This is a genomic window from Drouetiella sp., from assembly GCF_059504425.1.
On sequence record NZ_JCACIN010000100.1, the window covers coordinates 1 to 20371 of the forward strand.

A 20371-nucleotide genomic window follows, 5' to 3' on the forward strand; every position below is an offset into this window, starting at 1 on the left:
TGATGATGCAGCAGGTTTATGATCATGCCCGTAGCTTTGGGTACTCGTTGAAAGTGGCTTACGAGGTGGGAACAGATGCCACGATCGTCGGGTTAGTGGCTCAAGGATTGGGCGCTACAATTTTGCCTCGGCTAGCCGCAGAGCCGATTCCACCCGTAGTACAGATCTATTCGTTACCTGTTCCACTCGCACGCGTGATCGGGGTTGCCGTTTTAGCCGATGCTCTGCTGTCTCCAGCGATTTACGCCTTTTTAGAACTTCTCAAGCGTAAAAAGCTTTAATAGGACTTACGCAAGCCCTCTAGCTGTAGTGCATTTTTGTTGTGTGTGGTGGGCGCAGCCCACCACACACAACAAAAATGCGTTCGTCGTAGGAAAGAGTAAACCCTAGCAGCCCAACTCCAATAACGCTGGATGCAAGCAAAGGGAAAACAACCCGCCAAAAGGTTGTGCTGTCGCTAGCTCCCATATCTCTCGCTACCTCCTCATAGACAGAGCCGATTAGCTGAGAAGCATTGAAAAGTATTGGATTTTAGGAGCTTCTCCAGCTTAGAATTCGGAGTAGAACAATGCGGCACATTACGACCGTGCCTAGCTCTGAAATCTTTGTATAAAAGAATTTCCTAACGCAAGCACATGGCGCTATAATACGCAAGTTTTAGCGGTTGCGGGAGCAAAGATTGTTCAAAATTCGTGACTGTTTACTGAAATTCATGCTGCCACAGTTCCAGGTTCAATATCGCCATTTCCAGCAAATGCTTTATCTGTTGCAAACGCAGTTAGAGCAAAGCGATCGCCCTCAGCTCCAGGAATCCCTTGCGGCAGCTCAGACCTATTTTCAGGAGCAGATTTTGTCTGTTGAGCCAGAAACCTTTGAACCTGCCGAGGCTTCCAGAATTTACTCCTTCCAGGTAGAAATCAACAAGCAGCTCCGTTTACTCAACACCGATCTAATGTTTTTACAGACAGCTAGGCTGTCGGCAACCCAGAGCCAAAGACGGCAACAAATTGGCGATCGGCTCACCCTGCTGCTGCGGTACTGTGAAGGAATATTGGATGAAAAATAAAAAAGGAGCTTGCAAGATATGCAAACTCCTTCGCTGCTGATTCCGAAAGTGAAGCTATTGCTCAGATCTGTCGTTAGATAACTCTAGGCGCGGCGCAGGATTTAGGCTAACGCTCTTCGGGGCTTTCGGCTTTGCCTCCGCCATTTCCAACGCTTTCTTGAGATTTTCCCAGCCGATCGACGCAAACAGCGATTCAGCCTTCTTATCCCCAGGCTTGATGCCCTTAATGAACTGAGCCAAAGAATACTCCAACGCCTGACCGGGATCTACCATTGTCCAGCCTTGGGGCGTGAGTTTATGAAACTCAAAGTGCAGGTGAGGCCCTGTAGAATAGCCCGTGCTGCCCACTCTGCCAATTACTTCACCCTGCTTCACCGTGTCTCCAGGCTTAACAAATACCTCAGACATATGGGCATACAGGGTTTCTTGAGTATCTTTGTTATGGCGTAGGACGACTGCTAGACCGTAGCCTCCCATCACATCAGCAATTTGCACTTTGCCATCAAACACTGCCATCACTGGAGTGCCTTGAGGCGCGCCCAGATCGGTGCCAGTGTGAAAGCGGCTTTCACCTGCGATCGGATGAATTCGCCAGCCAAAAGCAGAAGTAATAGCCGCCGGGATTGTTAGAGGAAACTGCAAACTAATATTGCCGTTGCTGATTTGGGCAGGGGGACGCACGGTCAAGTTATAGAAATCTTGGGCTGAGGGTAGCGCTACAGCCGTGTTGTAGGTAGAGCTGTAACTGCCGCTGCTGCCGCCGTTAGAGTCAATTCCACCGGACTCAGCCGAGAATGACGGCGCTAGAGGACAAATGCTGCTGGGCACACCCTGTCCCGCTTGCAGTACAGCTTCACATCCGGTCGATCGCTCCGACAAAATCACGTCTGGACTGGTCGCCCCTAGCGAATAGGGCGTGGGGTCAATATAGGTACCTGGCGTTGCTTGATCGAAGGCAGCTTTAGCATCATCAGCCAAGTTGGGAGACACTAAATCGGGAGAGGAGAAGCTTTCTGGGGCTGGAGAAGCATCGATCGCTCCACTCGCATCAGCAGGGGCAACTGTTGATTCCGAGAACGCCTCAGGCGTTGTGAAATCAGGCGTCGTGAAATCAGGCATTGTGGAGGGCGATGCTAAATCAGCCGGGCTGTCCAACAACAAGTCTTGGGCACTCGGAACGACTGCACCCTCTGACAATGACGACGGCGTTTGGGCGTAGACCACACCCGAACTGAGCAGACTGAGACCACCTAACCCTAGGCTAAGTAGAAGAGGACGCTGGCTAGAAAAGCCTTGAAACGTCCGATTTGAGTCACGTTTAGTCATCGCTATGTCCTTAGCAGGCTGCATTCAAGCTGAGATTGATCGGGGCAAAGGTCTAGAGAACAACCCAAGACATCATAATCTGGATTTTGACTAGATTGAGCTAAAATCCTTTCCCTAGTCGGGGGGATCCTTTGAAATGATTTGAATAAGTAGTCGTCAGTTGCCACTCAAAAGTTCCAGAAAATCTAAATTTTTTATTAAAATCTCAGGACTATTCCGGAAATTGTCATCAAAGCCTGGAAAAATGTTGGTTTGCTCTTGCATTCCGCTAGTAGATCTGTCTCTACTCCTGCTCCACCATAGCTTAAACAAATGGAACCGGGTTCTAACTTCATTTTTTAGCTTCTCTGGCATTGCTTACAGTAATCTTCAATTGCCTAAGCCAGAGATTTTTTGTTGTGTGCCGCGCGGCATACAACAAAAAATCTAAACAGACTCAAGCGCAAAGCGCTGTAATAGGGGGATGATTGTGCATACCTGGAACTGGCAGACTGAAGCTCTGCAATCTGAACAAGAGATTTCTTATTTGACTTGCAGCTTACTTCAAGAGTGGCGGCATGGCTTTTTTACAGGGCTAGCCCGATCGCCCCTGCAGCCTGCGCCCTCTGATCTTGTGCCCTCTAATCTTGTAGAAATCTTGCAGCCCGCAGCCCCGGTCTATCGAATTAAGCAGGTTCACGGCAACCGGGTTTTGAGTGCGGCTGAAGTGGGCGAAGACAAAACTGACTTTCAGGAAGCCGATGGGTTAGTGAGCGATCGCCCCCACCAGTCCCTTTGGGTTTGTTCGGCAGACTGTACGCCCGTCCTGATTGCCGATAGTGAAACAGGGCAAGTGGCGGCGGTTCATGCAGGCTGGCGGGGCACCTCGCTGAAAATCGTGCCGATGGCGATCGCCCGTCTTCAGGCGCAGGGCAGTCAGCTTAAGCATCTGCGGATTGGCTTAGGGCCTGCGATCGCCGGAGAGGTCTATCAGGTGTCTACGACTGTGGCGGCGCAGGTGGGCGCTACGATCTTGACGACACCGATCGCGCCTGACGCAGCGCCCGACGCAGTTTTGGACATTCTGAAGCAGTTGCCTAGCCCTCCGATTCTGGACGATCCTCAGCCGGGACGCGCCAAGCTAGACGTGCGGCGGGTGAATGAACTTCAGCTTCAGCAGTTAGGCATTAGCGCTGAACAGATCGCGATCGCCCCCTACTGCACGTTTCAAAACCCAGATTTGTTTTTCTCCTATCGGCGGACTCAGCAGAAGCAGGTGCAGTGGTCGGCGATCGTCAGTCGTGCTGCCCAGAACTCAGTGTGAGCAAGACACCAGCGTGAATAAGACACATCGCTACATCCGCCAGGTGAGCGGCGAACATTACGCGATTGAGGCAGTGGAGGGCGATCGCTTTTCTATGACTGCCTATGGAGAAGGCATTAAGCCAGGTGATTACCTTTTGTTGACCGAAAATTCTCAAATCGTTCGCTACCAAATCGAGCAGATTGACTACTATGCTGACCCGCCTGATTTATGGGTGGGCTTGCTGATTAAGTGTTTTGAGGTTCAGCGCTGAGGTTCTGAGATTCAGCGGTGAGGTTCTGAGATTCAGCGGTGAGGTTCTGAGATTCAGCGGTGAGGCTTTGAGGTTCAGCGGTGAGGTTCTGAGATTCAGCGGTGAGGTTCTGAGATTCAGCGGTGATGTTTTGAGGTTCGGCGGTGAGGTTCTGAGGTTCGGCGGTGAGGCTTTGAGAGTCAGCGGCGAGGTTCTGAGATTCAGCGGTGAGGCTTTGAGATTCAGCGGTGAGGTTCTGAGATTAAGCAGTGAGGCTTTGAGATTAAGAGGATATCTGAAAAGTGCAAATCGCTATCCGAGCCGCCCCCCAACCCCCCAATTCTGGGGGACTTTGAACGTAAACTTACTCAAAAGTTCCCCAGAATTGGGGATTGGGGAGTGAATGCAGAACATTTGATACTTTTCAGGCAGCCTATTGGGTGTATCCGTCGCTCATTGGCATATTCTGCCCGATTCTATAGAATGGGGGCAAATTCTGGAGTCAGCCCCCATGTTTTGGAAGAAGCCACAGCCTGACCAGCCTGGACAATCGCAATCGATTAGCGGCACTCAGATCAATAATGCTCAGGTGCAGCAAACCCAGGCAGGACGAGATGCCACGGTCAATCAATCGGGCAATGTGGGGCAGCAGCAAAGCGGTATCACTGGAGCTGATGTGGTAAAGCTGCTGGAAGAATTGGAGGCGGCAGTTAAAGGCGCGGGATTGACGAGCCAACAGCAGGAAGAGGCTCTAGATTATCTCAAACCTGCTAAGCGGGAAGCCGCCAAGGAAAATGCAGACAAGGATCTGGTGGCGCAAAACCTGAAAAAAGTGGGGGAAGCCCTGGAAACGGTGGACAAAGCCTCTGATGCGGGGAAAAACCTCTGGCAAAAAGGGCAAGAGGTGTTTGGGGCGATCGCCCCTTGGCTAGGCATCGCCTCAAAGGTTTTGGGTTTCTAACGGCTTGTCTGGATTGCATTCGCTTTATCACCTGTCAGCCTTCTCCTCATGCCCCCCTCTGATCCCGCGCAACGCCAGCAGATTGACCAGACCCAAGTTACAGATAGCAGCATCCAGCAGACGCAGGGCGGGCGAGACACCTTCAGTTTCCAAAACTCACATCACAACCAGACCACTATCCAGAATGTGATGGTGCAATGGTTTGCCCCTAAGCCACAGCCGCAGGTGGATTGGGGATGGGCAAAACGCATCTTAGAAGACCAGCGAACAGAAATCTATAGGCGCTTGAAGTATACGCTGATGCAGCAACAGCAGCTTTATGTTGAACTGCAAGAACAGCCGCAGCAGGTGGGGCTGCCCTCCTGGGAAACTCCAGAACCCGAATTCTTAGAGACAGAATCCGCAGAGCTGGAGGCAACTCAAGAGCTATTGATTGCAGGCAAGGCTCCCGAACAATTGCCGCCCGACAAGCTGCTGATTGAAGTCTTTGGGCGACAAGACATTAAGGGCAAACTGTTAATTCTGGGTGCGCCAGGAGCAGGCAAAACCACACAGTTGCTCAACCTTGCCGAGCAGCTTGTCTTTGGCGCACTGCAAACCCCGGAAACTACGATTCCGATTATCTTTGAGATTTCGACCTGGAAAGACGATCGCCAGAGTATCCAGGACTGGCTGGTAGAGCAGCTCTACGATAACTATGGGGGCGATCGCAAGCTCAAACGCTATGAAACCTGGCTCGATCAGCGGGTGTTATTGCCCTTGATGGATGGACTCGATGAGCTAGGGCTAGAGCGGCAGATCAAATGCGCCCAAAAGCTGAACGAGTTTGCCCAGCATTATCCGCAGGTGGTGGTTTGTTGCCGGACGAAAGAATATGAAACCGCCTATGAAACTGCCGTTGTCCGGCTGGACACCCTGCGAGGTGCGGTGTGTTTGCAGCCGCTCTCTGACTCGCAGATTCAAGACTATCTGACCCGAATTAATCGATCGCCCCTCTGGAAAGCCCTTCAGGAGTCGCCAGAAATGCAGCGCTTGCTGGAGCCACAGCCTGATGAAGCGGTGGGACTGCTGCGCGTGCCCCTGTTTCTCTCAATTGCTGCCAGGGTTTATGATCCGCGTCAGCCGTTTGAGAGCAAAGCTGACCTGTTGGAAAAATACATCGATCGCCAACTCTCGATCGATACTCGTCGGGGCGATCGTCGTAAAGGGCTAAAGAAGCGATCGTGGGCTTATAAAACGCCGGAGCAGGAACCGGATCGAAGAGACACGCGCCATTGGTTAGGCTGGCTAGCACGGAAGCTAGAGGAAAATTATCAGGTCGATCTGTTGATTGAGGAAATGCAGCCGAGCTGGTTGGATACTTTTGCACAAAAGCGACAGTATCGACTGGTTGTTGGGCTGGTTGTTAAGCTGCTTGGTGGGCTGCTTTATGGGCTGGTTCTTGGGCTGCTTGGTGGGCTGGTTCTTGGGCTGCTTGGGCTGGTTTATGGGCTGCTTTATGGGCTGGTTCTTGGGCTGGTTGTTGAGCTGCTTGTTGGGCTGCTTGTTGGGCTGGTTTATGGGCTGCTTGTTGGGCTGCTTGTTGGGCTGGATGACATTGATCCTGTAGAAGCATTTGAAATTTCAATATCGCATAAAGTGCGACGAGAAATTTTGCGTAGCCTAAAACAACAACTGATGACTGGTGAGTTGATTGGTGGGTTGATTGGTGGGCTGATTTTTGGGTTGATTGGTGGGCTGATTTATGGGCTGATTGGGTTGATTGGCGGGTTGATTGGTGGGTTGATTGGCGGGTTGATTGGTGGGTTGATTTATAGGCTGATTTATGGACTGACCTATGGGCTGATTTATGGACTGACCTATGGGCTGATTTATGGGCTGACCTATGGGCTGACCTATGGGCTAGATGACATTGATCCTGTAGAAGCATTTGAAATTTCAATGTCGCATAAAGTGCGACGAGAAATTTTGCGTAGCCTAAAACAACTGATGATTTATGTGCTGATTGGCGGGTTGATTGGTGGGTTGATTGGTGGGTTGATTTATGTGCTGATTGGTGGGCTGATTGGTGGGTTGATTGGTGGGCTGATTTTTGGGCTGATTGAGGAGCTGATTGGTGGGCTGATTGAGGGGTTAAAAAAAGAACTGAAACTACGATCAAAGCCAAACCAGGGGATCTGGAACTCGCTTCAAAGCATGATGTTTACTACTATATTCATTTGTGCTGCGTTGGTTTTCTTTGTCGCTTGCCTCTTTATTGGTGGTGCGATCGCTCAAGCTGAATCAATGCAGAAATTGATAGTGACCATAGTCGAATCCTTTCAAAATTTACTCATGTGGATAGGGTTCATGTGGATAGGGTTCGTGGCGCTACGACTCGCCTTCGTATATGGGGGTGGGCTGGCTTTTGTTCAGCACTTCTGCCTACGCTTCGTTTTGGCGCGCAGCGGAGTCATTCCCTGGAATCTGGTGGCTTTCCTCAACTACGGGGTCGAGCGGCGGTTGCTGCAACGCATTGGCGGGCGATATCGGTTTATTCACCGGGAGCTGTTGACCCATTTTGCTCAATCCTCAGCGCCCTCTCAATCCTCCAATTCTGGGCTTAGGCGTTGATGTTCTGCCCCCCAGACCTCGGAGGTTTGAAAACCTCCGAGGTCTAATCGCCCCTCACCCCCGCAGCCGATACCGCTGCAAAATCCGCATCACCTCACCCGATCGCGGTTGCGGGAATTCTCCAGGACGGGGCAAATTGCGACTCCAGTCGGTGACATTGGCAAAGCCGCGCCGCTGGAGTTCATAGAGGGTTTCCAGCGCACCTGCCTCGGAGGCAATCACGAGCACATAGAGAAGTTCGCGATCGCCCTTGGCACGGGAGGAGTCAAGAGTAGAGGAGTCAGAAGCCAGGAGATTAGAAGCCAGAAATTCAGAATTTTGACTCCTGAATCCTGCCTTCTGCCCTCCTAAATTCAACAAAAACCGATTGGCATAATCCGACTGAAACGAGCTAACCATCAGAGTTCTCCTGTTTTGGGTTTCGGGAAGGAAACCCAAAAACCTAGCCGCCCCGAAAGCATGAAGCATCAGAGCGGCTAAAAGGAGTGTTAAAATTCCTCATTAGCCACCAGACTGCCGCACCGCAGTTTGGTGGTTAGCTACTCATCGCTGTTGTCGCAGCTTTGAGTAGCGCTAGATTTTTGGGATTCAGCTACCGCAGGGCGAGTTGCAAATAGCTATAACGTGTGAGCATATAGGAAAAGCGGGCGATCGTCAAGGGGGCGATCGGTTAGATGTTTTCGAGCGTTGCTGAATATATGAATGCTCCCCAACCCCCCAATTCTGGGGGACTTTGAAGGTTCGGAAGTCCCCCAGAATTGGGGGCTTAGCGCCTGCGGCAAGCAAGAAAAGGGGGCGAGAGAACTGACAACTCAGATAGATTCATACTTCAATTCAGCAACGCCCTTTGTCGATCGATTAGCGATCGCCCAGCGAGTCAAACCTGAGTGCCTGACCCCGCACTGCCGTATTTAGCTTGCCGCGATCGTAGACAATTTGACCCCCAACGATCGTCACCACCGGATAACCTGTGAGGTTCCAGCCCTCAAAGGAACTCCAGCCGCATTTGGTTTGCAGCTCCTCCCGCAGCACCGGACGATAGGTTTCCAAATCCACCAGCACCAGATCGGCATCGTAGCCAGGAGCGATCGCCCCTTTACTAGGAATCCCGTAGGCTTGAGCCACCGCTGTAGACATCCAGTTTGCCACCTGAGCCACGGTGCAGCGTCCTTGCATTGCCTGGGTCAGCATCAGCGGCAGGGAGGTCTCAACACCCGGCATCCCGGAAGGTGTGTTGGGATAGTCTTGAGCCTTTTCCTCTAGCGTGTGCGGAGCGTGATCGGTGGCAATGAAGTCGATAACGCCATCCTTGAGCGCTTGCCAGAGGACTTCGTTATCGTGGGGCGATCGCAGCGGCGGATTCATCTGGGCAAAACTGCCGATCGTCTCATAGGCGCTAGTGTTCAGCAGCAGATGTTGCGGCGTCACTTCTGCCGTCACCCAGGCGGGCTTGTCCTGGCGCAGCAGATCGGCTTCCTCGGCGGTTGAAAGATGCAAAATATGCAGCCGTCGCTGATATTTTTTGGATAGCTTCAGGGCAAGCTGAGTCGCCAGCAATGCCGCCTGGTTATCCTGTATCTGAGAATGGATGGCGCGATCGGTGATTCCAGCGAACTGTTCGCGGCGCTGACGGATGCGCTCCTGGTCTTCGGCATGGACGGCAATCAGGCGATCGCCCATCGCAAAGATTTTTTCCAGCGCCGCCTCCTGATCGACCAACAGCGCCCCATGCATTGACCCCATGAAAATCTTGATGCCTGGAGTGGGATGAGCCGCAATCAAATCGGGTAAGCCTTCTGCCGTTGCGCCAATAAAAAAGCCGTAGTTCACCAGACACTTCTCGGCGGCACGGCGCAGCTTGTCGTCTAGGGCGGCTTGCGTGGTGGTCAGTGGCTTAGTGTTGGGCATCTCCAGAAATGAGGTGACGCCGCCTTTGGCACAGGCGCAGCTTGCCGTAAACAGATCCTCTTTGTACTCCAGCCCTGGCTCCCGAAAATGCACCTGCGGATCGATCACTCCCGGCAACAAAGTCAGTCCGGTTGCGTCAATTTCCTGATGGGTCGGATCTTCTCCGTCGGGTAGCGAGATCCTGATTTCTGGGGCAACCTGGACAATCTGGCGATCGCACACCTCCACATCTCCTATCAAAAACTCTCCATTCGGCTGGAGAATACGCGCATGGCGAATCAATAAACGGGTAGAAACAGTCATAATGAACGCAGCTACAGCAGAGGTGGGGAAAATAAGAAAGTTTAGAGGAGCAACAAAGTCAAGATTTGAGCGCTAGATCCAAAAAATGTAGCAGATTTAAGTCACGAACTCTCTTAGGGTAGTATCGTATGACAGAATTACTGTACTGTTTTGGGTCAAGCTTAATCGTCATTTAGCATTGTTTTTAGCTACGATTCTTTAGCAATGTGATTTAACAATGTAGCTTTTCGACCTTCAGACTGCCTCAGCCCAAAGCTTACGATCGCTTCTGTTCCATTCTGATGCCCGATATAAGGCTGATATTTAGAGCAACTGATGTCTACGAATCCCGATCAAAATTCTCCTTCAGACCCAGGCAACCCATTTTTATCTAGCTCCTCGGAGTCTACCGAGCAGGTTGGAGGGAATGGCACAGCGCCCAAACCCGTCCATCCGCCGCCACTCAAGCCTGAAAACGGTTGGGTAGAAGCTGCTAAAACGATCGGATTAAGCCTAATCCTGGCGTTGGGCATCCGACAATTTGTGGCGGAGGCTCGCTACATTCCCTCAGAATCAATGGTGCCAACGCTGGTTATTAACGATCGCCTCATGGTCGAAAAAATTACCTACTTGTTCCATTCACCTGAACGCGGGGACATCGTGGTTTTCTGGCCGCCTGACAACGTTTCTGAGGTCTGCCAGGGTCAGCCTAACCCCAATCGACAGAAGGATGCCTTCATTAAGCGGGTGATTGGTCTGCCAGGAGAAAAGGTCGAGGTGAGAGACGGCAAAGTATTGATCAATGATCAGGAATTGCCTGAAAACTACACCGAAGAACCGTCAAGAGATCCTTGGGGGCCACAAATCGTGCCGCCCAACTCTTATCTGATGATGGGCGACAACCGCAACAATAGCTGTGATAGCCGCCGCTGGGGGTTTATACCTCGGAGCGAAATTATCGGCAGAGCTGCATTTCGATTCTGGCCGATCGATCGTATCGGCACTTTGGGGAAGTAGGGCTGAGATTAATCGATCTGGCTTAGCGCACTCGCTAGCCGAAAAGGGTAAGATTTTCTCATGTTGAGTAAGATATGGATGTCGGTCTTGGATATGAGACGTTTTCGATCGATTTTAGCTTTGTGTCTAGTGCTAGTCGCCACCCTGCTGGTTAGCTGTGGCAGCCCTACGCCAGTGGCGAAAGGGCCGCTCTACTCAGATATTCAACTGACTCAGATTCAGAAGTCTGCGGCAGATATTCAGGAATTGCGCGATCGCCTGATTGAGCTGCCCCCCATGATTCAAGCCAATAAGTGGGTTGATGTTGGAACGTTTATTCACGGGCCTTTGGGCGAACTGCGGGCGAAGATGGCTCGTTTGTCTCGCACGCTGGTACCAGAGGCTCAAGCCAGCGCAGCGAAAGCAGCCAAAGATGTCTTTGGTCATTTGAATGCGATCGATGAAGCAGCTCAAGCGCAAGATATTCAGAAAGCCTTGAGGAACTACAATGAGGCTCTAAAAGACTTCGATGCCTTCTTTAAAGTAATTCCTGGTTGAGATTGTTCCAGATAAAACTTAATCTTTCAAAAGTGCGTTAGGCAATGCTTGACGCACTTTTGCTTAGACCGATGCTTAGACCGATGCTTAGACCGATGCTTAGACCGATGTTCAAGACAGCATGGTGATGCCAATCTAAATTGATGAGTCAGCAAGTTGTCATCATTGGATGCGGAATTGTGGGTGCGACGATCGCCTACGAACTCAGCCAAATTCCAGGTTTAAAGATTACTGTTCTCGATCGCCAGCCTCCTGCCCAAGCTTCTACCGGAGCTGCATTGGGAGTTTTGATGGGCGTGATTAGCCAGAAAATCAAGGGCAGAGCATGGGCAATGCGGCAGTCTAGCCTTCAGCGCTACGCTACGTTGCTGCCGGAGCTAGAGGCGATCGGACTGGAGGTTCCTCACAATCGGCAGGGAATTTTGCGGCTGTGCTTTGAGGGTGAAGATCGGGCAGGTTGGCAGGCTTTGCAAGAAATCCGTCAGGCTCAAGGGTGGCGGCTCGAAATTTGGGAGAGCGATCGCCTTCAGTTTTCCTGTCCACAGGTGATGAACTCCCGTGTCACAGGCGCAATCTATTCGCCTCAAGATACGCAGATTGACCCTACAGCGCTGACCTTGGCGTTAGTCAAAGCGAGTCAGCAAAACGGTGTGACTTTTCATTTCAATGAAGAAGCGAAGGATTTTGAATTTGCCCTCAATGGCTTTGAGCAGAAAACCTGTCAAGCCGTTCAAACCCAAACCGATCGCTTCTCTACCGATTGGGTAGTGATTGCCGCAGGTCTGGGTTCAACGGCGCTGACTCAAATTTCTCCGCAGCCGTTAGAAATCCGTCCGGTTCTGGGACAGGCTCTGCGCGTGAAATTAGCTCAGCCTTTGGGCGATCGCGTCTTTCAGCCTGTAATTACCGGAGAAGATATCCACATTGTGCCCTTGGGAAACGGGGAGTATTGGGTTGGGGCAACGGTGGAATTTCCTACGGATGCTGGAGAAGTTGTGGCAGAGAACGATCGCCTTCAGGAAGTTTGGCAAGGGGCGATCGCGCTTTGTCCTGCCCTAGCTGAGGCAAAAATTCTGCAAACCTGGTCAGGGTTACGCCCACGTCCTCACAATCGCCCTGCACCGATCGTTGAGCCGCTGATGGGCTATGCCAATATCTTGCTGGCGACGGGGCATTACCGCAACGGCGTTTTGCTGGCTCCGGCGACTGCTCAGCAGATTCGGGAGATGATTTTGAGTGAGAAATAGCGCTACAGTCAGTGAAAGGCGGTAGAAGTGACAAGTAATAGGACTTACGCCGAAGAGATCCCCCAACCCCCTTAAAAAGGGGGCTTTAGAGGTTTCCCTTTTAAGGGGGCTAGGGGGAGCGAGGTTTTAAGCGTTAAGTGCGTAGGGTCTAAGTAGACGTGAAAGACAGTAAAGCTGGAGATGAATCCTATGTTTGCAGTCATTACACCTGAGAAGATTCACCTCCCTCCAGGCACAGTCGTGCGGCTATGCGGCAGTTGGCGAGACTACCGGGCGCTAGTGGAGCAGTTGGGCGATCGCCAGCTTCCCCGGATTAAGTATCGACCTGGAGAAATTTTGTTAATGTCCCCTCTACCTCAGCACGGACGACAAGCAGACATAATTTCAGAGGTTGCGAAGGTCTTGCTTGATCATTCGGAGCAAGACTATACAGCCTTTACCCCTATTACTATGGATTTGCCAGAAGTGCAGGGAATTGAGCCAGACTACTGTTTCTACATTGACAACTGGGCGGCGATCGCAGGTAAAGACCGCATAGATTGGCGTATTGATCCACCACCTGATTTAGTCATCGAAATTGATGTCACGAGCTACACGGACGTAACCGATTATTTACCGTATCGGGTACCCGAAGTTTGGCTATTTAAGAATAATCAGCTCAAAATTTACGCTCTGCAAAATGATGGAGAAAATGATGCTTATGTTCTGCAAGCAAGCAGCCGCTATTTCCCCGGTGTAGATGTTGCCGGGATGATTTTAGAGTGTCTGCAAATGGCTGGCGATCGCGGGACGAGTCATGCAATTCGATCGCTACGGCAAAAGCTAGCGGATAATTAAGCGCCTATTCCATGAGATCGTCTGGTGCGGGTTCGCCGGGATAGAAGCCACAGGGCGATCGAAACCTGAAGGCTACTCAATTCTAGACCTTGCGATTCGCTTCAACTTAACTGCTGCAACAGCCGCCCTGCTGCTTCGTAAGTGACTTTGTACGTATACTCGCCGCCGTCGCAGGTGGCTAACTGCCGCGCTTTCTGGGCATACTTCAACGCCTCTGGATGATTGCCCCGCGCTAGCGCCTGCTCTGCCAGAAATAGCTGCACATCCGCGCCTTGCAGCACATAGCCGCTGCGCTCTGCAATCGCCTCTGCCTCTGCTGCCAGACACAGTGCTTCTTCGGGCTGCCCTTGGTCTACGCGCAACCGGGCTAGATCTAGCAGGATATCGGCTTCTGTATCTACTAAATTGATCGCTCGGCAACGGGTCATAGCTTCGCTCAGGTGGTGGTCGCTCTGCTCCAGATTGCCGTTGACTCGGTGGGCGGCTCCTAGTAACCAGTGCGATCGAACATAGAATCGTTCAACTGGATAGTTGGTACGAGCAAATTCATCAGCCAGTTCCAGCGATCGCTCAGCCGCTGCCAGTGCCGTTGCTGCTGCCTGAGTGTCCCCTATCCGCACTCGCAGCAGGGCACTCAAGGATCGATAATCCCATGTAGGGCCTTGACCCTGAACCTGATTTCCCTTTTCAAACAGTCCCAGAGCCTTGTCCAACGCTGCCTCAGCCCCCACTCCCCGGTAAGCCAGCAGTCGCCCCAACTCCTGATGCCCGACCGCCTCCCTGAACTCATCCTCAATCTCCTGGCAGAGGGCGATCCGGCGGCGCAGGTTGGCTTCAGCCGCTTGCAGGGCACCGATCGGGAGTTGTACCATGTAAGCCAGGTTTCCCAGTCCGATCGCCCAATTTTTCTTATTCCCCTGCTGTTCTTGAATCGCATTCTGTTGCTCAAACAACGGCACTGCCTGTGCGGGCTGACCGTTGAGGCTGTAGCTGTTCGCCAGTGCGGTCAATGTCCAGGCTTGATTACCCTGATCCTGAAGCTGTGGAAGATGGTCTTCGCCTTGGGGGAAGAGGGCACGCAGCAGTTCAATCCGGAGTGAGTAGGCTCCGAGTTGGTAGTAGGTTGCCTGTTCAATGCGATCGCGAAACAACACAAATGCTTCGTCATACTGCCCCGATCGCACCATGTGATGATACAGCTCAATCACCGGAGCCAGATCAGCTAGCGTCTGCACCTTTTCTACTGCGGGTACAGCAATAAAATAGATTTGCAATTGCTGGTGGGCACTGGTGCGGTCTGAGTCGCCCATGCGGTCATAGGCATAGCGGCGGACGATCGGGTGCAGGTCGAAGCGTTGGGTAGAGCGATCATAGTGCAGGAGTCCGCGATCGATCAGGTCGCGCAGATCTGTCTCTAACTCCCGATCCGCTGTTTCGCTAATCGCCTCCAATACTGCATAATCCACCGGACTGCGGAAACAGGCGATGCGGCTGAGCAACTGTCGCCGGAAATCGGTCAAGCTTTGATAAGACTGCTCCAGCACATGATGCTGCCGTTGCACCAAACCGCCCGTCAGATTCAGCCGCTGGGCAACTTTAATATCGCCCGGATTGCGAAAATCATTCACCACCAGCCCCGACAGCAGCCGCAAGCTGAGGGGATGATAGCCATAATCCGCACAGGCTGTTTCAATCTCGGCGCGGTTTCCCCGGATGCCCTGACTGCGAAAGAAAGCCACCGCATCGGCAGGCTGCATCTGAGTTAGCTCTTCCTCTCGACAGCCTTGCAGCAAAGCTCCGCCCGTCAGCTCCACCGGACGCGGTCGCAAGCGAGTGGTCATCAGCACCTTGCCCCGCATCTGCGGCAGACTCGATAGGTTGCGGAGAAACTGTTCGGCATAGGGATTAATGCAGTCGCGATCGTTCTGGCGTTCCGTTCGTGCCAACTCATCCCCTTGATATGCCGCTCCCATGCTGCTATAGGCGCGCAGCTCTCGCTCAAACCCATCCATGACCAGCAACACGGGCGATCGGCTCAGCAGATCTAGCAATTGATCTAGCTGCTGCCGGGGCGGCATCTCTTTCGGCTCCCGACCCATCAAATAGGTCAACGTCACCCGCATAAAAGCGTTGAAATCCGCCTGCGGCTCATAAAAGCTCCACCACACTACCTGCCGCCACTGCTGGCGGTTCACATCATGCAGCAGCCAGTACCAAGTCAGGGCACTTTTGCCAAACCCACCCAACGCCCGCAGCACCAACAAAGGCTGGCTGTCTTGATTCAGCCAATCGCTGAGCATCTGCCGTTCGGCAACTCGTCCGGTGAAGTGAGGCGGCATCCCGTAGGGGTGAGCCAACAGCCATTGTCTAGGCGTATTTTCCTGGGGTGGCTTTGCCGCTGGGGGTTTGCCCAGTGCCGTCAAGAGCTGCGTCCAGGCAAAGATCGGATCGTCTGGGTCAATGAAGTTGAGATAAGTCAAATAGCCAATGTCAGGCGGAAGCTCACAGGATTCTTTGAGCAAAGGAAAAGGAATCAGCCGCAGCTCTTTATTCAGCGGATCGGGAGTCTGAAGCAGATAGCGCTCAAACTCTGTCCATTTGCTTTCCAAATAATTGGGAGTTAGCACCATCAGCGTTTTGCGGCTCGTGGTAGCAGCCCGCTTCAACTCTGAAATAGCAGGCGCTCCTATCCGAAAATCTCGATAGTCAATGCAGCACTTCAACCCAGCATCTTCCAATCGTCGCAGCAGTTCTCCTTTCACCCACTGATCTTTGGTGCTGTAGGAAATGAACACATCGTATTCATACGAATTCGAGTCAGAAGGCAGTTGCTTAGAGGAATGACTCATGGGGCGATCGAACAGATTGGGCAGGAGCTTAACCAAATTCTATCCGGGGATAGATTAAATCAGCCGATCCAGATGCCGATTAGTGCCACTGACACATTCGCATCTGCCACCTTCGAGAGGCGAGTTCGGTTACAACTCGATTTGGTAAAATTGCCATAGTTGCGATCGCATTTGGCAGTTCCCATGCAAAAAATCATCGACTTGCCAGATGAACTGGCAGAATCCTTAGAGATTTATCTGAGCGAACATCCTGACGAAAGTATCCTTAGCTTAATTCAATCCGCATTAGCAATGAAATGGGTGCCAAAAGATAGTGCGAAACTGCTGCAATTCGCAGGAATTGTCTCCCATGCTCCCCATGAAGCCGCAGATCACGCAGAGGATCAGGAAGCTTGAGACAACTTGTTTTGGATGCAGGGCCGCTGATTGCGCTGTTCTATGCCAAAGATTCTTACCATAGCCAAAGTGTGGCTGGCTTTACTCAGTTAAGTCAAGCCAGAACAATCTTGCTAACTCCGATCCCAATTGTCTTTGAGGTCTACAAGTGGCTACTCCAGCGAACCAGTCCAGGCTTGGCTCAACAAACCCTGGAAACAATGGAAAAAAGCCTGCACCTTATGGCCATCAATCGAACAGAATTTGATGACCTGACAGCCATGATCTACGCTTTACCCCAGTGGCAAGGAACCCTAGAAGATGCAACCGTTGCAGCAATGGCATTACATTACCGATGTCCGGTTTGGACGCTAAACTTTAGAGACTTTGGCATCTTTTCCAAACTCAAATTTTGGAATCCTAGCTAGTTGTACGGAGCGATCGTCTCTACTCTTGTGCTCTCCTACAACAAGATTTGCAGTGTGAGGGGCGAACAGTGCTTCTTTGTAGCTCTCTCTAGGTTAGGGCTGGCAGCCTAAGTTCACACAGGTCTGAAGGTCTAAGAAGCATTAGGCTATAGTCATTGGGCTATGTGGAAGGAGATAGGGCAACCATGAAACTCATATCCGACTGGGGATTTAGTCAGGAAAGCTGGAAAGGTCAGCGGGGAGAATATTTGCTGTTACTACAGGCAGTGCTAATGATTGGCTTTGTGCTGATGCCTGTATATCGTCCGGCTTGGCTCTCGGTGTCGCCGCCCTGGCTTTACGGAGTGTGGGCGATCGCTCTTCTCCTATTCCTCCCTGCTGCCTTCGGCGTAATCAAGGCATTGCTTGATCTGGGGCAAAATCTCACGCCGTTGCCCTATCCCAAACAGGATGGAGAGCTTGTGCAAACTGGTATGTATGGCATCGTTCGGCACCCGCTCTACAGCAGCATTCTCCTGGCTGAGCTGGGTTACGCGATCGGTCAGTTGAGTCTATCGCACCTAGGAGCCATGCTGCTATTGCTTTTGCTGCTGAACTACAAGGCTAGCCGAGAGGAAGTTTGGCTAAGCGATCGATACCCTGATTACGCTGTCTACCAGCACCGCGTCAAAAAACTAATTCCGTTTATCTTCTAAGATTTCCTTTTAAGGAGTTTAGTCTATGTCCGTCGATCCAATTCTTGCCACCCGTACTGAAACCGACAGCATGGGCGCAATCGAGGTGCCTGCCGATCGCTACTGGGGGGCACAGACCCAGCGATCGCTCAAATACTTTGCCATTGGGCATGACACGATGCCCCGCGAAATGATTCGGGCGATCGGCATTCTCAAAAAAGCGGCGGCAGTCGTCAATCAGCAGTTGGGTAATTTGCCAGAAGACAAAGCGGCGCTAATGATTCAAGCCGCTGATGAAGTCATTGCAGGAACATTAGATGATCATTTCCCCCTGCGCATCTGGCAGACGGGCAGCGGCACTCAGACTAACATGAATGCCAATGAAGTCATTGCCAATCGAGCGATCGCCCTTGCTGGAGGCGTGTTGGGCAGTAAAGCGCCGATCCATCCCAATGATCACGTCAATATGTCGCAGTCCTCAAATGACACCTTTCCCACCGCCATGCATATTGCCGCAGTTGAGGAAATCACCCGTCATCTGCTGCCGATGCTGACGCAACTTCGGGATGCTTTGGCCAGCAAATCTACCGATTTTCAAGACATTATCAAAATTGGGCGAACGCATCTGATGGATGCTGTGCCGTTGACTTTGGGGCAAGAGTTTTCCGGCTATGTTTCGCAGCTCGACAAAGATCTGGTACGTATTCAGAATAGCCTGCCCGATCTATATGAACTAGCGATCGGCGGTACGGCAGTCGGCACAGGACTCAACACCCATCCTGAATTCGCGGTGCGCGTGTCAGAAAACATTGCTCAGCAAACGGGATTGCCCTTTGTCTCGGCACCCAACAAATTTGCGGCTTTGGCGGCTCATGATGCGATCGTCTCAACTAGCGGTGCCTTGAAAACACTGGCGGCTTCGCTGATGAAAATTGCCAATGACATCCGCTGGATGGGTTCTGGCCCCCGCTGTGGCTTGGGTGAGCTATTGCTGCCAGAAAATGAGCCAGGTTCTTCCATCATGCCGGGTAAGGTTAATCCAACGCAGTGCGAAGCCATGACCATGGTGTGCGTTCAGGTAATGGGCAATGATGCAGCGATCGCCATTGCTGGCTCTCAGGGCAATTTTGAGCTAAACGTATTCAAACCCGTGATGATTTTTAACTTGCTCAACTCCATTCGGCTATTGGCAGATGCAGCTCATTCCTTCACCCATTATCTAGTGGTGGATATCAAGCCTAATCGCAGCCAAATTGAGCGCTTCCTCCAGAATTCTCTAATGCTGGTGACGGCTCTCAATCCTCATATTGGCTATGACAACGCTGCCAAAGCTGCTAAAAAAGCCCATCTGGAAGGCACGACCTTAAAAGCAGCCTGTGTGTCGTTGGGCTTGTTGAATTCAGAACAGTTTGATCTGTTTGTCCGTCCAGAAAAAATGTTGGGTAATTAGCGTAAGTAATCATACAAAATGAATTTCCCAATTTTGGTGAGGTGAAGCTTGCAGGGGCGCACCCGACCAAAATTGGGTTTGCAAATATTTTTGTCCATCGTGCCGTCTGACTGCTGCAAGTAACCTTTGCATCTTCACCCAGACCTCCCTTCAGTTCGCTCTGGTCAAGTTGTTATGCAGTGCCTCAAGCAAGAGTAGCTGAAAAACACAGTTGGTCATGATAGGAACTTGGTTCTAATCTATCTGTGTAATTGGCGCAGACAGTGATGTTGGTGTATCCACACTCTCGCAAACACATCATAAATTCTTCTCGACCAAACCAATGCAACGGAAGATGCTGTAACTCTGTATCAATCAACTTTCCATCTTTCCATTTCTCATATCGAATTAGCGTATGTTCAACTTGCTCCAACCAGTTGATCCAAGATGAGGTTTGCATCACAATCACGGAATTATCTGAGCATTCGATAGGCTCCCTTTGGTTTACAGTATTTTCTGTTTTGAAAGAGTCAATCGGCAATGCTAAATCTATGAAAATTCGTCCCTTGGGTTCTAAATGTCTGGCAAATGCTTGTAGGGTTGAGAGGGCGGCTGTTCGTTTTCCTAGCAACATGAAAGAACCTAGCGTCACAACAATTGCACTGAATTTGCCTGGAACATTTAAGCTTTCAATTGAACCCTCGTAAAGTATGGGGCTTAAGCCTCTGGCTACACAATTCCGTTTACAAGCCGCCAGCATATCCGGTGATGTATCAATTCCCTCAACATTTAACCCAGCCTCCAGTAGAGGAATCAGTAAGCGACCTGAACCAACCATTCCCTCCAAGATTCTTCCACCAATTTTGGAGAGATGTTGAATTAAATAGGAAACATCTGGGTATTCCCCATCGATCGGTTTGGTCAACTCGTACACTTCCGTACACAATTTTCCGTATGTGGTTAGCGTCATCTTCACCGCCTACTGCTAGTTAAGCACTGTTCTAAAGATAACTTCCTGAGATGTCCAATCCTAATCAAAGACCTGAATAGCCTGCTTTGCGCTACAACTCAAGCAGCATAACTGCTTAGGCATTTTCTGAGAAAGAACCTACCCACTTTTATCAAGAAATCTCCTTGATATAGCCGGATTAAGCAATGCCCCTTTAAAGGGCTTAGGCTGCCGCCGTATGGAGATAATTAAGAAGTATGACATCAAAAAGCGCCCTCCTGAAGGAGAGCGCTTTGAAACCTAACTCAGGAGCCGACTGACCCGCCTCTAGCCGTTGA

At 51.3% G+C, this 20371-nt stretch carries 22 protein-coding genes and 1 pseudogene; 15 read left to right on the forward strand and 8 right to left on the reverse strand.

From position 1 onward, the window contains the following. The coding region (locus AC5JMP_RS23440) for a LysR family transcriptional regulator substrate-binding protein (protein WP_495853921.1) at positions 1-281 on the forward strand (281 nt) is incomplete at its 5' end. Positions 282-363: 82 nt separating this feature from the next. Here AC5JMP_RS23440 and AC5JMP_RS23445 read toward each other — a convergent pair. Further along, positions 364-492 (reverse strand): annotated as a pseudogene (locus tag AC5JMP_RS23445) (ABC transporter permease); the annotation flags it as partial. 220 nt (positions 493-712) lie between these two features. On the opposite strand from AC5JMP_RS23445, the gene patD reads away from it, so the two are divergent. Next, positions 713-1066, forward strand: coding sequence for a heterocyst frequency control protein PatD (patD, locus tag AC5JMP_RS23450; RefSeq protein ID WP_495853922.1), 354 nt, complete (start codon positions 713-715; stop codon positions 1064-1066). Positions 1067-1120: 54 nt separating this feature from the next. On the opposite strand, the gene AC5JMP_RS23455 is transcribed toward patD, so the two are convergent. Further along, positions 1121-2392 (reverse strand): M23 family metallopeptidase, encoded by a 1272-nt coding sequence (locus tag AC5JMP_RS23455; RefSeq protein ID WP_495853923.1) that lies wholly within the window; start codon positions 2390-2392, stop codon positions 1121-1123. A gap of 469 nt (positions 2393-2861) precedes the next feature. Between AC5JMP_RS23455 and pgeF the strand changes: the two genes are divergently transcribed. The 5 genes from pgeF (at position 2862) to AC5JMP_RS23480 (ending at position 7501) form a co-directional block, all read left to right on the forward strand. Further along, positions 2862-3695, forward strand: coding sequence for a peptidoglycan editing factor PgeF (gene pgeF / locus AC5JMP_RS23460; protein WP_495853924.1), 834 nt, complete (start codon positions 2862-2864; stop codon positions 3693-3695). A gap of 13 nt (positions 3696-3708) precedes the next feature. Continuing rightward, complete coding sequence (locus AC5JMP_RS23465) at positions 3709-3948, forward strand: hypothetical protein (protein WP_495853925.1); 240 nt, start codon at positions 3709-3711, stop codon at positions 3946-3948. Next, positions 3932-4330: a hypothetical protein gene (locus tag AC5JMP_RS23470; protein WP_495853926.1), complete on the forward strand. Its 399-nt coding sequence runs from the start codon at positions 3932-3934 to the stop codon at positions 4328-4330. Before AC5JMP_RS23465 ends, AC5JMP_RS23470 begins: the two co-directional genes overlap by 17 nt. A 108-nt stretch (positions 4331-4438) precedes the next feature. Continuing rightward, positions 4439-4888: a hypothetical protein gene (locus AC5JMP_RS23475; protein ID WP_495853927.1), complete on the forward strand. Its 450-nt coding sequence runs from the start codon at positions 4439-4441 to the stop codon at positions 4886-4888. A 48-nt stretch (positions 4889-4936) separates the two neighbouring features. Continuing rightward, positions 4937-7501, forward strand: a complete 2565-nt coding sequence (locus AC5JMP_RS23480; protein ID WP_495853928.1) for an NACHT domain-containing protein — start codon at positions 4937-4939, stop codon at positions 7499-7501. Positions 7502-7555: 54 nt separating this feature from the next. Here AC5JMP_RS23480 and AC5JMP_RS23485 read toward each other — a convergent pair whose 3' ends face one another. Together AC5JMP_RS23485 and AC5JMP_RS23490 are read right to left on the reverse strand one after the other, a co-directional pair. Further along, positions 7556-7900, reverse strand: coding sequence for a hypothetical protein (locus tag AC5JMP_RS23485; protein WP_495853929.1), 345 nt, complete (start codon positions 7898-7900; stop codon positions 7556-7558). 459 nt (positions 7901-8359) lie between these two features. Next, a complete protein-coding gene (locus tag AC5JMP_RS23490) occupies positions 8360-9712 on the reverse strand; it encodes a dihydroorotase (RefSeq protein WP_495853930.1) in 1353 nt (450 codons plus the stop codon). 315 nt (positions 9713-10027) lie between these two features. Here AC5JMP_RS23490 and lepB point away from each other — a divergent pair, with 315 nt between their 5' ends. The 4 genes from lepB to AC5JMP_RS23510 all read left to right on the forward strand — a co-directional run bounded on the left by lepB (position 10028) and on the right by AC5JMP_RS23510 (position 13329). Then, positions 10028-10708: a signal peptidase I gene (gene lepB / locus AC5JMP_RS23495; protein ID WP_495853931.1), complete on the forward strand. Its 681-nt coding sequence runs from the start codon at positions 10028-10030 to the stop codon at positions 10706-10708. A gap of 60 nt (positions 10709-10768) precedes the next feature. Beyond that, positions 10769-11245 carry a photosystem II protein PsbQ gene (psbQ, locus tag AC5JMP_RS23500; RefSeq protein WP_495853932.1) on the forward strand — a complete coding sequence of 159 codons (477 nt, stop codon included), beginning with the start codon at positions 10769-10771 and terminating at the stop codon, positions 11243-11245. A 143-nt stretch (positions 11246-11388) separates the two neighbouring features. Then, a complete protein-coding gene (locus AC5JMP_RS23505; protein ID WP_495853933.1) occupies positions 11389-12492 on the forward strand; it encodes an NAD(P)/FAD-dependent oxidoreductase in 1104 nt (367 codons plus the stop codon). Positions 12493-12681: 189 nt separating this feature from the next. After that, the gene (locus AC5JMP_RS23510; RefSeq protein ID WP_495853934.1) at positions 12682-13329 is read left to right on the forward strand and encodes a Uma2 family endonuclease; all 648 of its coding nucleotides are present in this window, start codon (positions 12682-12684) and stop codon (positions 13327-13329) included. A gap of 101 nt (positions 13330-13430) precedes the next feature. On the opposite strand, the gene AC5JMP_RS23515 is transcribed toward AC5JMP_RS23510, so the two are convergent. Together AC5JMP_RS23515 and AC5JMP_RS23520 are read right to left on the reverse strand one after the other, a co-directional pair. Further along, complete coding sequence (locus AC5JMP_RS23515; RefSeq protein ID WP_495853935.1) at positions 13431-16214, reverse strand: TIR domain-containing protein; 2784 nt, start codon at positions 16212-16214, stop codon at positions 13431-13433. Positions 16215-16237: 23 nt separating this feature from the next. Further along, positions 16238-16363, reverse strand: coding sequence for a hypothetical protein (locus tag AC5JMP_RS23520; RefSeq protein WP_495853936.1), 126 nt, complete (start codon positions 16361-16363; stop codon positions 16238-16240). Between AC5JMP_RS23520 and AC5JMP_RS23525 the strand changes: the two genes are divergently transcribed. The 4 genes from AC5JMP_RS23525 to fumC all read left to right on the forward strand — a co-directional run bounded on the left by AC5JMP_RS23525 (position 16362) and on the right by fumC (position 19105). Further along, the gene (locus AC5JMP_RS23525; RefSeq protein WP_495853937.1) at positions 16362-16574 is read left to right on the forward strand and encodes a hypothetical protein; all 213 of its coding nucleotides are present in this window, start codon (positions 16362-16364) and stop codon (positions 16572-16574) included. The genes AC5JMP_RS23520 and AC5JMP_RS23525 overlap by 2 nt on opposite strands. Further along, positions 16571-16981 carry a type II toxin-antitoxin system VapC family toxin gene (locus AC5JMP_RS23530; protein WP_495853938.1) on the forward strand — a complete coding sequence of 137 codons (411 nt, stop codon included), beginning with the start codon at positions 16571-16573 and terminating at the stop codon, positions 16979-16981. The genes AC5JMP_RS23525 and AC5JMP_RS23530 overlap by 4 nt, the downstream gene beginning before the upstream one ends. A 185-nt stretch (positions 16982-17166) precedes the next feature. After that, positions 17167-17676 (forward strand): methyltransferase family protein, encoded by a 510-nt coding sequence (locus AC5JMP_RS23535; RefSeq protein WP_495853939.1) that lies wholly within the window; start codon positions 17167-17169, stop codon positions 17674-17676. A 25-nt stretch (positions 17677-17701) separates the two neighbouring features. Then, entirely contained in the window at positions 17702-19105 is a 1404-nt protein-coding gene (fumC, locus tag AC5JMP_RS23540) for a class II fumarate hydratase (protein ID WP_495853940.1), read from the forward strand. Positions 19106-19114: 9 nt separating this feature from the next. On the opposite strand, the gene AC5JMP_RS23545 is transcribed toward fumC, so the two are convergent. Further along, positions 19115-19237 carry a hypothetical protein gene (locus AC5JMP_RS23545; protein WP_495853941.1) on the reverse strand — a complete coding sequence of 41 codons (123 nt, stop codon included), beginning with the start codon at positions 19235-19237 and terminating at the stop codon, positions 19115-19117. Between the two features lie 52 nt (positions 19238-19289). Further along, complete coding sequence (locus tag AC5JMP_RS23550) at positions 19290-20009, reverse strand: class I SAM-dependent methyltransferase (RefSeq protein ID WP_495853942.1); 720 nt, start codon at positions 20007-20009, stop codon at positions 19290-19292. Positions 20010-20371 lie beyond the last annotated feature (362 nt).

What these genes read in the sequence shown, in the direction of transcription:
- patD (WP_495853922.1), top strand. Translation starts at nt 713, where the DNA reads ATGCTGCCACAGTTCCAGGTTCAATATCGCCATTTCCAGCAAATGCTT.
- AC5JMP_RS23455 (WP_495853923.1), bottom strand. Translation starts at nt 2,392, where the DNA reads ATGACTAAACGTGACTCAAATCGGACGTTTCAAGGCTTTTCTAGCCAG.
- AC5JMP_RS23475 (WP_495853927.1), top strand. Translation starts at nt 4,439, where the DNA reads ATGTTTTGGAAGAAGCCACAGCCTGACCAGCCTGGACAATCGCAATCG.
- AC5JMP_RS23480 (WP_495853928.1), top strand. Translation starts at nt 4,937, where the DNA reads ATGCCCCCCTCTGATCCCGCGCAACGCCAGCAGATTGACCAGACCCAA.
- AC5JMP_RS23485 (WP_495853929.1), bottom strand. Translation starts at nt 7,900, where the DNA reads ATGGTTAGCTCGTTTCAGTCGGATTATGCCAATCGGTTTTTGTTGAAT.
- AC5JMP_RS23490 (WP_495853930.1), bottom strand. Translation starts at nt 9,712, where the DNA reads ATGACTGTTTCTACCCGTTTATTGATTCGCCATGCGCGTATTCTCCAG.
- lepB (WP_495853931.1), top strand. Translation starts at nt 10,028, where the DNA reads ATGTCTACGAATCCCGATCAAAATTCTCCTTCAGACCCAGGCAACCCA.
- psbQ (WP_495853932.1), top strand. Translation starts at nt 10,769, where the DNA reads ATGTTGAGTAAGATATGGATGTCGGTCTTGGATATGAGACGTTTTCGA.
- AC5JMP_RS23505 (WP_495853933.1), top strand. Translation starts at nt 11,389, where the DNA reads ATGAGTCAGCAAGTTGTCATCATTGGATGCGGAATTGTGGGTGCGACG.
- AC5JMP_RS23510 (WP_495853934.1), top strand. Translation starts at nt 12,682, where the DNA reads ATGTTTGCAGTCATTACACCTGAGAAGATTCACCTCCCTCCAGGCACA.
- AC5JMP_RS23525 (WP_495853937.1), top strand. Translation starts at nt 16,362, where the DNA reads ATGCAAAAAATCATCGACTTGCCAGATGAACTGGCAGAATCCTTAGAG.
- AC5JMP_RS23520 (WP_495853936.1), bottom strand. Translation starts at nt 16,363, where the DNA reads ATGGGAACTGCCAAATGCGATCGCAACTATGGCAATTTTACCAAATCG.
- AC5JMP_RS23535 (WP_495853939.1), top strand. Translation starts at nt 17,167, where the DNA reads ATGAAACTCATATCCGACTGGGGATTTAGTCAGGAAAGCTGGAAAGGT.
- fumC (WP_495853940.1), top strand. Translation starts at nt 17,702, where the DNA reads ATGTCCGTCGATCCAATTCTTGCCACCCGTACTGAAACCGACAGCATG.
- AC5JMP_RS23545 (WP_495853941.1), bottom strand. Translation starts at nt 19,237, where the DNA reads ATGCAAAGGTTACTTGCAGCAGTCAGACGGCACGATGGACAAAAATAT.